Source organism: Rhizobium sp. N731 (genome assembly GCF_001664145.1).
Classification (GTDB): Bacteria; Pseudomonadota; Alphaproteobacteria; order Rhizobiales; family Rhizobiaceae; genus Rhizobium; species Rhizobium esperanzae.
The window spans coordinates 95,110-109,519 of sequence record NZ_CP013601.1 but is presented as its reverse complement, the minus strand read 5'-3'; the positions used below and the strand labels follow the sequence as shown (position 1 = coordinate 109,519).

The 14,410-nt window shown below is 62.9% G+C and carries 11 protein-coding genes; 4 read left to right on the top strand and 7 right to left on the bottom strand.

The features are described 5' to 3' along the window. Positions 1 to 64: 64 nt before the first annotated feature. The 3 genes from AMK02_RS00495 to AMK02_RS00485 all read right to left on the bottom strand — a co-directional run bounded on the left by AMK02_RS00495 (position 65) and on the right by AMK02_RS00485 (position 3,322). Positions 65 to 1,576, bottom strand: a complete 1,512-nt coding sequence (locus AMK02_RS00495) for a hypothetical protein (RefSeq protein ID WP_064800203.1) — start codon at positions 1,574 to 1,576, stop codon at positions 65 to 67. Between the two features lie 225 nt (positions 1,577 to 1,801). Beyond that, positions 1,802 to 2,428, bottom strand: a complete 627-nt coding sequence (locus tag AMK02_RS00490; RefSeq protein WP_064800202.1) for a ribonuclease D — start codon at positions 2,426 to 2,428, stop codon at positions 1,802 to 1,804. Positions 2,429 to 2,512: 84 nt separating this feature from the next. Then, the gene (locus tag AMK02_RS00485; RefSeq protein ID WP_064800201.1) at positions 2,513 to 3,322 is read right to left on the bottom strand and encodes a MerR family transcriptional regulator; all 810 of its coding nucleotides are present in this window, start codon (positions 3,320 to 3,322) and stop codon (positions 2,513 to 2,515) included. A gap of 158 nt (positions 3,323 to 3,480) precedes the next feature. Between AMK02_RS00485 and AMK02_RS00480 the strand changes: the two genes are divergently transcribed. After that, on the top strand, positions 3,481 to 4,761 hold the full coding sequence (locus tag AMK02_RS00480) for a 4-aminobutyrate--2-oxoglutarate transaminase (protein ID WP_064800200.1): 1,281 nt from the start codon (positions 3,481 to 3,483) through the stop codon (positions 4,759 to 4,761). 63 nt (positions 4,762 to 4,824) lie between these two features. Continuing rightward, complete coding sequence (locus AMK02_RS00475; protein WP_064800199.1) at positions 4,825 to 6,306, top strand: NAD-dependent succinate-semialdehyde dehydrogenase; 1,482 nt, start codon at positions 4,825 to 4,827, stop codon at positions 6,304 to 6,306. A 47-nt stretch (positions 6,307 to 6,353) separates the two neighbouring features. On the opposite strand, the gene AMK02_RS00470 is transcribed toward AMK02_RS00475, so the two are convergent. Further along, a complete protein-coding gene (locus AMK02_RS00470) occupies positions 6,354 to 6,563 on the bottom strand; it encodes a SlyX family protein (RefSeq protein ID WP_064805813.1) in 210 nt (69 codons plus the stop codon). A 180-nt stretch (positions 6,564 to 6,743) separates the two neighbouring features. On the opposite strand from AMK02_RS00470, the gene uxaC reads away from it, so the two are divergent. Next, the gene (uxaC, locus tag AMK02_RS00465; protein WP_064800198.1) at positions 6,744 to 8,159 is read left to right on the top strand and encodes a glucuronate isomerase; all 1,416 of its coding nucleotides are present in this window, start codon (positions 6,744 to 6,746) and stop codon (positions 8,157 to 8,159) included. Further along, positions 8,156 to 9,613, top strand: coding sequence for a mannitol dehydrogenase family protein (locus AMK02_RS00460; protein ID WP_064800197.1), 1,458 nt, complete (start codon positions 8,156 to 8,158; stop codon positions 9,611 to 9,613). Before uxaC ends, AMK02_RS00460 begins: the two co-directional genes overlap by 4 nt. A 271-nt stretch (positions 9,614 to 9,884) precedes the next feature. Here the strand turns inward: AMK02_RS00460 and AMK02_RS00455 are convergent, their stop codons facing one another. From AMK02_RS00455 to AMK02_RS00445, 3 genes are all read right to left on the bottom strand, one after another. Continuing rightward, complete coding sequence (locus AMK02_RS00455; RefSeq protein WP_064800196.1) at positions 9,885 to 12,335, bottom strand: GcvT family protein; 2,451 nt, start codon at positions 12,333 to 12,335, stop codon at positions 9,885 to 9,887. Next, positions 12,336 to 13,211, bottom strand: a complete 876-nt coding sequence (locus AMK02_RS00450) for a phosphotransferase (protein ID WP_064800195.1) — start codon at positions 13,209 to 13,211, stop codon at positions 12,336 to 12,338. A gap of 109 nt (positions 13,212 to 13,320) precedes the next feature. After that, a complete protein-coding gene (locus AMK02_RS00445) occupies positions 13,321 to 14,397 on the bottom strand; it encodes an ABC transporter ATP-binding protein (RefSeq protein WP_064800194.1) in 1,077 nt (358 codons plus the stop codon). Positions 14,398 to 14,410 lie beyond the last annotated feature (13 nt).

Below are 14,410 nucleotides of genomic sequence, written 5' to 3'. Positions count from 1 at the left end.
CTTTCGAATTGAAGAACCCGCCGGAGCGATCCGGCGGGTTTTTATTTTCAGGTAACGAAAACCGCTATTCCCAGCCGACCATGCGCTGATAGAGCGCGTAGACCGGATCGGCCGCCGTGTCGGGCCGATACGCCGAGGGCTCGGTGTCGATCATCCTCGGCGTCCTCAGCTCGGGTGCCGCTTCCGCCCCTTCGGCATCCGGCTCGGCATCCTCGCCGCCGGATTGCGCCTGCTGCTCGTCCTGCGGCGCACCGTCCTGTTGATGGTGATGCTGGTGGCTCGTTTCACCCGCCTTCTCGTTCGACGGCGTATCCTTGGCGAATTGATAAGGCAGCTGGGCATAGGCAAAGCCCTCGGGCAGCTTGGCCGCGAGCGACACATAGGAGGCCTCGGCCATCTCGGGAAGCGGCACCGGTTGCGGCTGTGCGGCGATTTCTTTCGGCTGGGCGGCCGCAGCCGTGGCCCCGGTTTCCATCTGCGACGGGTGGGGCGCTGCGGATTGTCGAGCATCGGCGGCGAGGTCTGCCGGCTGTCTCGTCAACGTCTCCTTCGCTTCGCTGATGACGACCTCGTCGAGAATGGCGTCGATCGCCACCGCCGCCTCGACAGCACCATCCTCCAGCACGTTTTCAAGGTCCTGCTCGCGGATGATGGTGACGATCATCTCGGAGACCTCTTCGGTCATGGAGGTGACGATTCCCGTCCAGTTCCGGGGAATGACGGGATCGGCTTTTTCCGACGTTGCGCGAGACTGAATGACCGGCGGCTCCGTCACCTCGGCCGTGTCGTCAACCGCGTGCTGCTCTGCCGGCGCCGATTGCCGGGCTTCGACCTTCGGGGCAACCTCTGCTTTTGTCACCGAAGCGGAGCGAATCCGGTTTTCAGACTGCGAAATTTCGGGGTCAACGGCTTCGGCGGTGAGCGCTTCCGCGCTTGTCGCACGCAGGGCGGTCTCGATCAATTTGCCGGCTGGTTCAGTTCGCTTTTCCACCGGCTGACGGATCGCGGCGGGCAGACTGTCTTCATGCAGCTGGATCTCGGGCCGCGCTTCGGCGCGCATCGGCGAAGCATCGTTCTGACCATAGGATCGGACGACGGCGCGCGCGGCGAGATCGCGGTCCTTGTAGCGCACGATTTCCAGATAGGCGACGATACGCGCCGCCTCAGGCCCCGTCGGATTCTTCAAGGCTTCGGCGATCGTCCGAAGCGGCAGACTGTGCCCCTGCGTACTCAGCTGGCGTTCGACCTCATCGATCTTGGCGGCCGGCAGCCCGCGGATGGCATCGGCGAGCCGAGAGGCGAAGGCGGAGTTGCTCTCGTCCTCGCCGCGATCGAGCGAGATCGAGCGGCCAGCCGCATCGATGACATCGAAAAGGGCTTCGACCATGCGCTCGCGCGCCGCAAGGAGCAGAATATTGAGTTTGCCGGCAATGGCCGAATTCAGGTCGGCGGCTTCGACCGCGTTGACGGGCGCGGGGGCAATCACCGAACGATCAAGACCGCCGGCAACGATCGCTGCAGTCTGGCCTTGAGACGAAAAGCTTGCATTGGACGCTGCACGAACGGGGGTCAGCATGGCATGCCCTTTCGTAAAGTGACGATGAAAGCAGGCTCTATGAAAGGACCGCGCTCATCCGGTCCCTTGCATTCCGAGCAGATCCTCCCGTCCGCATGACGCAAGCGGCGCCATCGAATGCATAAAAATTAAATCGAATATTAAGAAACAGAGATTAACGAATCGCTAACGCCCGCGGATCAGTCCATGCGTGGCTGCAGACAGTGAAGACTGACGGCAATTCGCTCAACTGTGAGCGAAGATGTCGGCCTCTTCCCAGCCGAGAAGATCGAGCTTGGCGCGGGTCGGCAGGAATGCAAAGCAGGCCGTGGCATGGTCGAATCGGCCGTCGCGGATCAGGCGGGCCGTCAGCTTGTCGCGAAGCGCGTGCAGATAAAGTACGTCGGAAGCGGCATATTCGAGCTGGGCCGGCGACAGCGTCTCGGCCGCCCAATCGGAAGATTGCTGCGCCTTGGAGACATCGACGTCGAGCATCTCCTTGAGATTGTCCTTGAGGCCGTGGCGATCGGTATAGGTGCGGCAGAGGCGCGAGGCGATCTTGGTGCAGAACACCGGGTTGGTCGTGACGCCGAAGGTATGGAAGAGCACGGCGATATCGAAGCGGCCGTAATGAAAGATCTTCTGGTGCGTGGGATCTTCGAGAAGAGCGACGAGATTGGGTGCCTCTTTCTGGCCGGCGGCGATGCGGATGATGTCGGCGGTGCCGTCACCGGGAGAAAGCTGGACGACGCAGAGACGATCCCGCCGCGGCACCAGGCCCAGCGTCTCGGTATCGATCGCGATCGCGCCGGTGTAGCGGGCCGCGTCGGCCGCGGAAATATCGCCTTCGTGATAACGGATGGTGGCGGCCATGAGACTGTCTTTCGTTCGGATATTCTCCACTCGCGCTATAGCGCAAAGGCACACATTGCGAAACTGCTTCCTGCTGCGGCCGGTTCAGAATGTCGGCGGCGTGTTGATCCATAAAAGCACGGTTTCGCCATCGTGGCGGTTACGCCAGGAATGGTAGCGGCGGCTTTCGAAATACAGTGAATCGCCCGGGCCGAGATCGAAGAACTGATCGCTGTCGAGCACCAGTTCCAGCCGGCCGGACAGGACATGCATGAATTCCTCGCCTTCGTGGCGATAGGCGCCCTCGCTGGCAGCGCCCGGCGCCAGCACGAAACGATGGCAATCCATCATCCTGCGGCCTTCGGCAAGCAGCTGCACCGTAACCCCGGGGGTTGTTTCCGGCCAGGTGCGCCACTCGCCGGCGCGTATCACTGCCGGCACCTCCTCGTTTTCCTCGCCGGAGAGGCGGGAGACGGTGGTGGCGTAATATTCGGCGAGGTCGTGCAGCGTCTTGAAACCGACGCCTTGCGAGGTGCGCTCCAGCGTCGAGAGCGTCGAAGCGGTGATGCCGATATCGCTCGCCACCTGATCGAGGGTCTTGCCTGCGGCGTGGCGGAGGCTCCGCAGTTTCCGGCCGAGGCCGGAACTCTGGCCGGTTTCGGCACCGTCGGCGGAAGGTTCCTCGCTCTCCAGCGCCTCGCGAATGGCCGCCGGATTGAGACCGCGCTCGACCCGGTACCACGAGACGCGCTTCAGCCGCGCCACGTCGTCGGCGCTGTATTGGCGATGGCCGGTTCCGGAGCGGCCGGGAACGACCAGACCCTGGCTTTCCCAGAGGCGCAGCGTCGAGGCGGAGACGCCCGCCAACCGCGCGGCCTCCGCCACCTTGTAGCGCACAGGCCCGTTGTCACTCATCAGCCAATACCCCGATTCTCGTTGCGCGAGCATTCATCAAATCGCGTGATGTTTGAAGCAAAAAATGCCGCTTGTTTTCTTGCAGAAAAAATGTAGGAATTTCTCATTACAGAAATTATGCAAGATAATTCCAAAACCTTCAACATGGGAACAGATCGATGACCGCGACAAGCCTTACCGACCGGAAGAACGCCGCGATTTCACGCGGTGTCGGCATGACCACCCAGATTTATGCGGACCGCGCAGAGAATGCCGAAATCTGGGACAAGGAGGGCCGCCGCTATATCGATTTCGCCGCCGGCATCGCCGTGCTCAACACCGGTCACCGCCATCCCAGGGTCATTGCTGCGGTCAAGGATCAACTCGACCGCTTCACCCACACCTGCCATCAGGTGGTGCCCTACGAGAGCTACGTGCATCTCGCCGAACGGCTGAATGCGCTGGTGCCCGGCGACTTCGAGAAGAAGACCATCTTCGTCACGACAGGTGCCGAAGCGGTCGAAAACGCCGTCAAGATCGCGCGCGCCGCCACCGGCCGCTCGGCCGTCATCGCCTTCGGCGGCGGCTTCCACGGCCGCACATTCATGGGCATGGCGCTGACCGGCAAGGTCGTGCCCTACAAGGTCGGCTTCGGCGCGATGCCGGGCGACGTCTTCCATGTTCCCTTCCCTGTCGAACTGCATGGCGTCTCCGTCGATCAGTCGCTTGCGGCGCTGAAGAAACTCTTCGCCGCCGATGTCGATCCGCAGCGCGTCGCGGCCATCATTCTCGAGCCGGTACAGGGCGAAGGCGGCTTCTATCCGGCGCCCGCAGCCTTCATGAAGGCCCTGCGCGAACTTTGCGACCAGCATGGCATCCTGCTGATCGCCGATGAGGTGCAGACCGGTTTTGCCCGCACCGGCAGGATGTTCGCGATGGACCACCACGAAGTGGCGGCCGATCTGACGACGATGGCGAAGAGCCTTGCCGGTGGCTTTCCGCTCGCTGCCGTCACCGGCCGCGCCGAAATCATGGACGCGCCGGGGCCGGGCGGGCTCGGCGGCACCTATGGCGGCAATCCGCTCGGTATCGCCGCTGCCCATGCCGTCCTCGACGTCATCAAGGAGGAGGATCTCTGCAACCGCGCCAACCTGCTCGGCGGGCGGCTCAAGCAGCGGCTGGAATCGCTGCGCGAGAGCGTACCGGAGATCACCGATATCCGCGGGCCGGGCTTCATGAACGCCGTCGAATTCAATGACCGGACGACGGGATTGCCGAGTGCTGATTTCGCCAACAAGGTGCGGCTGACAGCGCTCGACAAGGGGCTGATCCTGCTCACCTGCGGCGTCCATGGAAACGTCATCCGCTTCCTCGCGCCGATCACCATCCAGGACGAGGTCTTCGGCGAGGCGCTCGACATTCTCGAAACCTCGATGCTGGAGGCGAGTGCCGCCAGCTAGCGCCGATCGAACCCGGATTTCAATGGCGCCGGCGATCGGCAGCCGCTCCCAAGGAGATATGACATGGCTTTCACCACCGCTCTGACCAGGCATGTTGCCTTTTCCTCGCCCCTTCTGCGCGATGCCGGCTATATCAACGGTGTCTGGACATCGGGCGATGCCGCAAAGACCTTCGACGTGCTGAACCCGGCTACCGGCGAGCTGCTCGCGTCGCTGCCCGATATGGGCGCAGCCGAAACGCGGGCGGCGATCGATGCGGCCTATGCCGCCCAGCCGGCCTGGGCTGCCCGCCCGGCCAAGGAACGCAGCCAGATCCTGCGCAAATGGTTCGACCTGATCGTCGCCAATGCCGATGCGCTCGCGGCGATCCTGACCGCCGAGATGGGCAAGCCCTTCCCGGAAGCGCGCGGTGAGATCCTTTATGCCGCGGCCTATATCGAATGGTATGCGGAAGAGGCAAAGCGCATTTACGGCGAGACGATCCCGGCGCCGTCCCAGGACAAGCGCATGATCGTTATCAAGCAGCCGGTCGGCGTCGTCGGCACAATCACGCCGTGGAATTTCCCGGCGGCGATGATTGCCCGAAAGATCGCGCCGGCGCTTGCCGTCGGCTGCGCTGTCGTGTCGAAGCCGGCCGAGCAGACGCCGCTGACGGCGATTGCCCTTGCCGTGCTCGCCGAACAGGCCGGCATTCCCGCCGGCGTCTTCAATCTCATCGTCGGGCTCGATGGCCCGGCGATCGGCCGCGAGCTCTGCAGCAATGAAAAAGTGCGCAAGATCAGCTTCACCGGCTCGACCGAGGTCGGCCGTATCCTGATGCGGCAGTGCGCCGACCAGATCAAGAAGGTGAGCCTGGAGCTCGGCGGCAACGCGCCGTTCATCGTCTTCGATGATGCCGATCTCGACGCCGCCGTCGAGGGCGCGATCGCCTCCAAATACCGCAATGCGGGCCAGACCTGCGTTTGCGCCAACCGCCTCTACATCCAATCGAGTGTCTATGACGCTTTCGCCGCGAAGCTTGCCGCCAAAGTCGCCGAGATGTCGGTCGGCGATGGGTTCAAGCCCGGTGTCGAGATCGGGCCGCTGATCGACGAGCAGGGTCTTGCCAAGGTGGAGGACCATGTCGGCGACGCGCTGGCCAAGGGCGCCAAGGTTCTCACCGGCGGCAAACGCATCGACGGCGCCGGCACCTTCTTTGCGCCGACAGTGCTAACCGGCGTGACGCGCGGCATGACGGTGGCGCGCGAGGAAACCTTTGGGCCGGTGGCGCCGCTCTTCCGCTTCGAGACGGCCGAGGACGTCATCGCTGAGGCCAACGACACCGAATTCGGCCTTGCCGCCTATTTCTATGCCGGCGATCTGAAGAAGGTCTGGCGGGTGGCGGAAGCGCTGGAATATGGCATGATCGGCATCAATACCGGCCTTATGTCGTCCGAGACGGCGCCTTTCGGCGGCATCAAGCAATCCGGCCTCGGCCGCGAGGGTTCGCGCCATGGCGCCGACGATTACCTGGAAATGAAATATCTCTGCATCGGCGGCGTCTGATCCGTCGCCCCTAACAGGACAAGCACGCGGCATTGCGCCGCGTGCTTTTAATAATGCGGCGGACGGGTGATGGCCGGGGCTTCCAGCGACTGCTCCTCCAGCGACAGGAAGCGTTCTGTCAACCGATCAAGCTTGGTGCGCATCTGCTCCACGATCTTCCATTGTTCGGCGAGCTGATCGGAAAGCTCCTCGATCGTCTTTGCCTGATGCGCCAGCATTTCCTCCAGCCGGGTGATGCGGTTGGTCTCGTCGGACATCGATCCTCCTTTGCCGACACCGGCAGAACAGATGGTTTTTCCAAAGCCGAAATAGACCGCCGCGTCAATGTTTTCGACCCCCGGCGCGGCCATGCGCAAAACTGAACCGTTTGGTTACTAAAAGACCTTGCCGTGCCCGATGTAGTGGGGTAGGCCCTAATCCATCAGGGAGGAATACTGATGGATGCAGGCAACGGCTTTCTTCATCCGGACCGGCTCTTTCCGGCCGACCCGGCGACACGGACCATCGCGCGAGACCTCTACGAGACGGTGCGCAATCTTCCGATCGTCAGCCCGCACGGGCACACCGAACCGTCCTGGTTCGCCGACGATAAGCCCTTTGAAGACGCGGCTTCGCTGCTGGTCATTCCCGATCACTATCTCTTCCGCATGCTGCACAGCGTCGGCGTCACCTTGGACGAGCTCGGTGTTCCCAGGCTCGACGGCAAGCCGGTGGCTGAGGGGCGGGCGATCTGGCGGACCTTTGCCAGGCATTACCATCTCTTCCGCGGAACGCCTTCGAGCCTCTGGGTCGATCACGCCATGTCGGCCGTGCTCGGCTGCACCGAGCCGCTGACGGCGGATAATGCCGATGCGCTCTACGATCACATCAATGCCCAGCTCGCCCGTCCCGAATTCTGCCCGCGGGCGCTGCATCAGCGATTCGGCATCGAAACGATCGCGACGACCGAAGGTGCGCTCGACCCGCTTGTCCATCACCAGAAGATGGCGGCAGAGGGCTGGATCGGCAAGGTGCGCACCACCTACCGGCCGGACAGCGTCACCGATCCTGATGCCGTCGGCTTCCGCGACAATCTCCTCAAGTTCGGAGAGATCACCGGCGCCGACGTCACGAACTGGGACGGCCTGATCGAGGCTCATCGGCGCCGGCGCGCCTATTTCCGCCAGTTCGGCGCCACTGCGACCGATCACGGGGTGCCGACAGCCTTCACCGCTGATCTGCCGCTTGGGGAAAAACAGGCGTTGCTCGACAAGGCATTGAAGGGCCGGCTTTCGGCTGTTGATGCCGAGCTTTTCCGCGGCCAGATGATGACCGAGATGGCCGGTCTATCGGCCGAGGACGGCATGGTGATGCAGATCCATGCCGGCTCGCGACGCAATACCGACAGCGGGCTCTTTGCCACCCGCGGTCCCAATATGGGCGCCGATATCCCGACACGCACGGACTGGGTCGGCGGCCTGAATGCGCTGCTTTCCAAATATGGACATGCGCCGGGCCTGCGCATCCTGCTTTTCACGCTCGACGAGACGACCTATGCCCGGGAGCTGGCGCCGATGGCCGGCCATTGGGCCTGCCTGATGGTGGGCCCGCCCTGGTGGTTCCATGACAGCCCGCTTGGCATCCGCCGCTATCTCGACCAAGTCGTCGAGACGGCCGGTTTCGCCAATATGGCGGGTTTCAATGACGACACGCGCGCGCTGCTGTCGATCCCGGCCCGCCACGACGTCTGGCGCCGTGAAGTCTGCCGCTTCCTCGCTGGGCTCGTCGCCGAGCACCGGATTTCCGGGCAGGATGCCGAGATCGTGGCGCGCGAACTCTCCTATGACAATGCGAAGAAGGCCTACAAGCTGTGAGCGACAGACTGCAGAACGTGACCGGCCTTGCGCCGACGGCGAAGCTTCCCGCCTATAACAGGAATGCGCTGAAGGCCGGCATCCTGCATCTCGGCCCGGGTGCCTTCTTCCGCGCCCATTTCGCACCCTTCACGGATGGCGCGCTCGCAGCCGCTGGCGGCGACTGGGGCATCGAGGTGGCGAGCCTGCGCACGCCCGATGTCGCGGACAATCTCTCCGCCCAGAACGGGCTCTATACGGTGCTGATCCGCGACACGTCAGGCACGACGGCCGAAGTGATCGGCTCGATCCTGAAGGCGCATGTGGCACCGCGCGATCCGGCCGGGCTGCTGGCGCGGCTCGAGGACCCTGCCATCCGCATCGTCAGCATGACGGTGACGGAAAAGGCCTATGGTTTCGATCCCGCAACGGGCGGCCTCGACCTCAAACATCCGGATATCGTCGCCGACCTCGCCAACCGACGTGCGCCGCGCGGCGTCATCGGCTATCTCGTCGAAGGCCTCGCGCGCCGCCGGCAGAAGGGCATAGCGCCCTTCACCCCACTCAGCTGCGACAACCTGCCGAGCAACGGCGCCGTGCTGAAGCGCCTCGTGCTCGAATTCACTTCGCGCATCGATGCCGAGCTGCATCGCTGGATCGAAGCGAACGTGCCCTTCCCGTCGACGATGGTCGACCGAATCACGCCCGCCAGCACCGACGCGACCTATGTCGATGCCGAGCGGCTGACGGGCCGCACCGACATGGCGGCGATCGAGACGGAGCCCTTTACGCAATGGGTCATCGAAGACCATTTCGCCAATGGCCGTCCGGCTTGGGAAAAGGTACGCGGCGCGCTGATGGTCGAGGAAGTTTCGGCCTACGAAAAAATGAAGCTCAGGATGCTGAACGGCGCCCATTCGCTGCTTGCCTATCTCGGTTATATCGGCGGCTATGAATTCATCCGCGACGTCATGGATGACGTGGGTCTAGCGGCGCTGGCCTATCGCCACATGCATGCGGCGGCACGCACCCTCGACGCAGTGCCGGGTATCGATCTCGATGATTATGCCAATGAATTGATAGCACGCTTTGCAAACAAGGCGATCGCCCACCGCACCTATCAGATCGCCATGGACGGCACGCAGAAACTGCCGCAACGGCTGCTGGAGCCGGCATGCGAGGCGCTTGCCCTTGGCGACCGGGCGGAGACCTACGCGATCGCCGTGGCGGCCTGGATGCGCTATGCGATCGGCGAGCGTGGTAATGGCGAGCGCTATGAGCTGCGCGATCCCCGGGCTGCTGAGATCGCCGCGCTGATTGCCGATATCCCGCGCACCGGTCCGGGGATCTCGGCGGCGCTGTTCACTCTTCCCGGACTTTTCCCGAAGGCTTTGACGGAACACCGGGCCTGGTCGCAGGATGTGTCGGACAAGCTGGAAATCCTGATCCAGGACGATCGGCTGCCGCTGTTTTGAGGTTTTCCGACAGCGAGGCCACGCCGTGACAGCCCCCCTCTGCCCTGCCGGGCATCTCCCCCACAGGTGGGGAGATCACAACTGGCCAAACCTTCGGCACCGTCTATCGTTGCGCCGGGCTTTGACGCAAGTTGTTTGGGGAAGCCAGTGAGCCCAGCCAATCTCCCCACCTGTGGGGGAGATGCCCGGCAGGGCAGAGGGGGGCTGTCACGGCGTGGCCTCTCGTCATGCGTACCCTCGGAGTGCTCGAGCGCACAGGGAATTCACCCCATCACGCCTTCACACGCGCCATACCAGGATCGTAGAGCGGCGCCAGCGACACCTTGCAGGGAATGCGTTCCCTGGCGACGTCCAGCTCATAGCTGCCGGAGAGGATGAAATCCTCCGTGACGCCCCCGGCATTGCGAACATAGCCGTAGCCGATCGCCTTCCCAAGCGTATAACCGAAGCCGCCGCTCGATAGCCAGCCGACACGTTTGCCGTCGCGATAGATGGTTTCGCGGCCGAGCAGCACGGTATCGGGATCATCGGGAACGAAGCAGGCGAGGCGCTTCTTCACACCTTCCTTGAGCTGCCGCTCGATTGCTTCGCGGCCGCGGAAGGGAATGTTCTTGCGGGTCTTCACCGCCCAGCCGAGGCCGGCTTCGACAGGCGTGTGATCGGGGCCGATATCGGAGCCCCAGGCGCGATAGCCCTTTTCCAGGCGGCAGCTTTCGATGGCGCGGTAGCCGGCGTTGACGAGGCCGAATTCGCCGCCTGATGCCATCAGCACGTCATAGACGGTGGTGGCATATTCGACGGGCACATGCAGTTCGTAGCCGAGTTCGCCGACATAAGTGATGCGCAGCGCCCGCACCGGGCAGCCCGATATGCCGATCGTTCTGACCTGGCCGAAGGGAAAGGCCGCGTTCGAAACATCGCTGCCGGTCACTTTTTCCAGCACGGCGCGCGCATTCGGCCCCATCAGCGACAGAACGGAATAGGCAGAGGTGACGTCGACCAGTTCGGCATGCATCTCGGCCGGAATATTGCGCGCGATCCAATCGAAGTCGTGCGTGGCGAAGCCCGTGCCGGTGACGATGTAATATTCGTTCTCGGCGATCCGGGCGACCGTCAGGTCGCACTCGATGCCACCCCTGTCGTTCAGCATCTGTGTATAGATGAGCGATCCCACAGGCTTGGCGACATCGTTGGCGGCGATCCAGGAGAGCGTCGCCTCGGCATCGCTGCCCTTCAACACGAATTTGGCGAACGAGGTTTGGTCGAAGATGACCGCCCCCTCGCGCACTGCCCTGTGCTCCCGACCGACGGCCTCGAACCAGTTCTGCCTCTTGTAGCTATAGACATCCCTCGGCTCCTCATTGGCGAAGAGATCGGCAAACCAGTTCGGCCGCTCCCAGCCGAGTTTTTCACCGAAACAGGCACCCTGCGCCTTCAGCCGATCGTAAAGCGGCGATTTGCGGCAAGGGCGGCCGTTCGCATATTCCTCGAAGGGGAAGGCCAGCGTGTAGTGTTTGCCATAGGCTTCCAGCGTGCGGGTGCGCACCCAGTCGGTATCGAAATGCGGGCGTCCGAAACGGCGGATGTCGACCGGCCAGAGATCATAGGGCGGCTCGCCCTTCGTCACCCATTCGGCAAGCGCCATGCCGGCGCCGCCGGCAGACGCGATGCCGAAGGCGTTGAAGCCGGCGCCGACGAAAAAGTTCTTGAGTTCCGGCGCCTCGCCAAGAATGAAATTACCGTCGGGCGTGAAGCTTTCCGGGCCGTTCAAGAGCTGCTTGACGCCGACATTCTCCAGCGCCGGAACGCGGCCGAGCGCCTGTTCCATGATCTGCTCGAAATGCTCGAAATTGCTGTCCAGCAGCGTGTAGTGGAAATCCTCGGGAATGCCTTTCTCCGCCCAGGCGATCGGGTTCGGTTCGTAGCCGCCCATGACGATGCCGCCGACCTCCTCCTTGTAATAGGTCAGACGATCGGGATCGCGCAGCGTCGGCAGGTTGGAAGGCACGCCGAAAGATTCGGTGATGATATATTGATGTTCGACCGAGACCAGCGGCACGTTGACACCCAGGCGGGCTGCAAAGGCGCGGGTCCATTGGCCGGCGCAGACGACGACCCGCTCGCATTCGATGCGCCCCTCTGCGGTGATGACGGCGCGAATCTTCCCCTTGTCGATTTCGAGGTCGAGGACTTCGGTATCCTCGAAGATCGAAACGCCTGATATGCGGGCGCCTTTGGCGAGCGCCTGGGTGATGTCGGAAGGGTTGGCCTGACCGTCTGTGGGAAGGAAGGCGGCGCCGACCAGATCGTCAATCGTCATCAGCGGCCAGAGATCGAAGGCTTCCTGCGGCGTCAGCAACTGCATGTCGAGGCCGAAGGACTGGGCGGTGGTCGCCTGGCGCTTCACTTCCGTCCAGCGCTCCTCGTTGCAGGCAAGCCGCAGGCCGCCGTTCATCTTCCAGCCGGTGCCAAGGCCGGTTTCCTCTTCCAGCCGCTTGTAGAGATCGACCGAGTAACCGAGCAGCTGGGTGATGTTGGCGCTTGTGCGCAGCTGGCCGACAAGGCCGGCGGCATGAAAGGTGGTGCCGGAGGTCAGCTTCTTGCGTTCCAAGAGAACGGTATCGGTCCAGCCGAGCTTGCCGAGATGATAGGCTGTCGAACAGCCGATGATGCCGCCGCCGATGACCACGGCCTTTGCCGTCTTCGGTAATTGTCTCGTCATTTATTGATCCCGTTCAAAGGCTTGATAGGCGCGCTCGAAACGAGCGAGATTCTCTGCCGTATAGGCGGCATAGTCGAAATCGATCGTGGAATGGATTTCCGAAATCATGCTCCAGAGCGTCTCGCGCAGCAGCGAGGCGCATTTCATCGCAGCGTAGCGTCTGATGAGTTCATCGGTTGGCGGCCGGCCGAAATAGATTTCCAGCATCATCCGCTCGGCTGCTTCCGGCAGTTCGTTGTTGGAGGCCAATCCACCGAGATCGAAAAGCGGCGTGTTGAAGCCCGCATAATCCCAGTCGATCAGCCAAAGCCGCTTGCCGTCATCGAGAAAATTGGCTGCCAGCAAGTCGTTGTGGCCGAAGGCGATGTCGAAGGGCCCTGCCGCTTCTTCCAGCGTCTCGGCCCTGGCGAGGAGTTTCGCAAGCAAGGGAAGGTGGGCGCTGCCCGCCGCCCTCAGGCTGGCGGCATAATCGCGGATGACGTGGAAGACCCAGAAGATCATCGCCGGGCCGCGGAAATGCCGGGCGATGTCGTGGTGACAGGCACGCATCAGCGGCACCACCCTGGCAAGCATGTCAGGCGCCCTGATATCTTCCGGCACAAGTGCCCTCGCCTCGATATATTCGAGCACCAGCACGCCAGGCGAATGGTGGATGACGGCCGGCGACAGGCCGGCGGCATGTGCGGCGCGGCTGGCGGCAAGCTCGTTCTGGCGGCTGATGTGATGGATCGGAATGTCGGTGCCCAATCTCACCACGCAACGCGCGACGGCATCGCTGACCAGATAGTTCCTGTTGGTGATGCCGCCCGCGATCGGCGATATTTCGATTGAGCCCTGCCAGATGCCAAGCGCATGAATCCTATCCTCAGGCGTCATGCTCACCCCTCCTTGCGGCCCCTTCCGAAATGATGGGACAGAGCAGGATCGGCTGTCAAGCAGCGGCGGCAGCGCTACGCGTCCTTCTGGACTCGCGGGAGCGCAAGAGTCAGATCGTTTTACCGGCGGCGTCGAATACGTGGCAGCGGGCGGGATCGAAGAAAGTCTTCACATTGGCGCCCCGCTCGACCTTCTGCTGGCCGTCAAGGGCGATCGTCAAGAGCTGCCCATCCGGCGTCGTGGTGTAGAGCATGGTGGCGCCGCCAAGATTTTCGACGAGATCGACATTGACCGTCGAGAGCGTGATGGCGCCCTCTGTAAGCGAAAGATGTTCGGGGCGAATGCCGAAGGTGACCTCCTGACCGGCTTCGCCTTTCAGCCGGCGCGGCAGGCGGACGGAGTTGCCGCAGACATGAATGCTGGTTTCGGCCTCGCCGACCTGTTCGATACGCGCCTTCAGGAAATTCATCTTCGGACTGCCGATGAAGCCGGCAACGAAGCGGTTGGCGGGATTGTTGTAGAGATCGAGCGGCGCACCAACCTGCTCGATTCGGCCCGAATTCAAGACGACGATCTTGTCGGCCATCGTCATGGCTTCGACCTGGTCATGAGTGACGTAGATCATGGTGTTGCCGAGCTGCCGGTGCAGGCGGGAAATCTCGACCCGCATCTGCACTCGCAGTTCGGCATCGAGGTTCGACAGCGGTTCGTCGAACAGGAAGATACGTGGCTCGCGCACGATGGCGCGGCCGATCGCGACACGCTGGCGTTGGCCGCCGGAGAGCGCCTTCGGCTTACGCTCAAGGAGCTTTTCTATCTGCAGGATCTCGGCGGCGCGTTTCACCTTCGGCTGGATATCGGCCTTCTTGTAACCGGCCGTCTCCAGGCCGAAGGCGAGGTTCTTGTAAACGGACATATGGGGATAGAGCGCGTAGGACTGGAAGACCATGGCGATGCCGCGCTTGGCCGGCGCCACCTCGTTCATGCGCTCGCTGTCGAGCAGCAGCGCGCCGCCCGAAATCTCCTCGAGGCCGGCGATCATCCGCAGAAGCGTGGATTTACCGCAGCCCGAGGGGCCGACGAAAACGACGAATTCGCCGGGATCGATCGTCAGGTCGATGCCATGGATCACATCCATTGCGCCGTAGCGCTTCTCGACCTTCTGAAGAACGACACTGGTTGCCATCGTCTCAAAACCC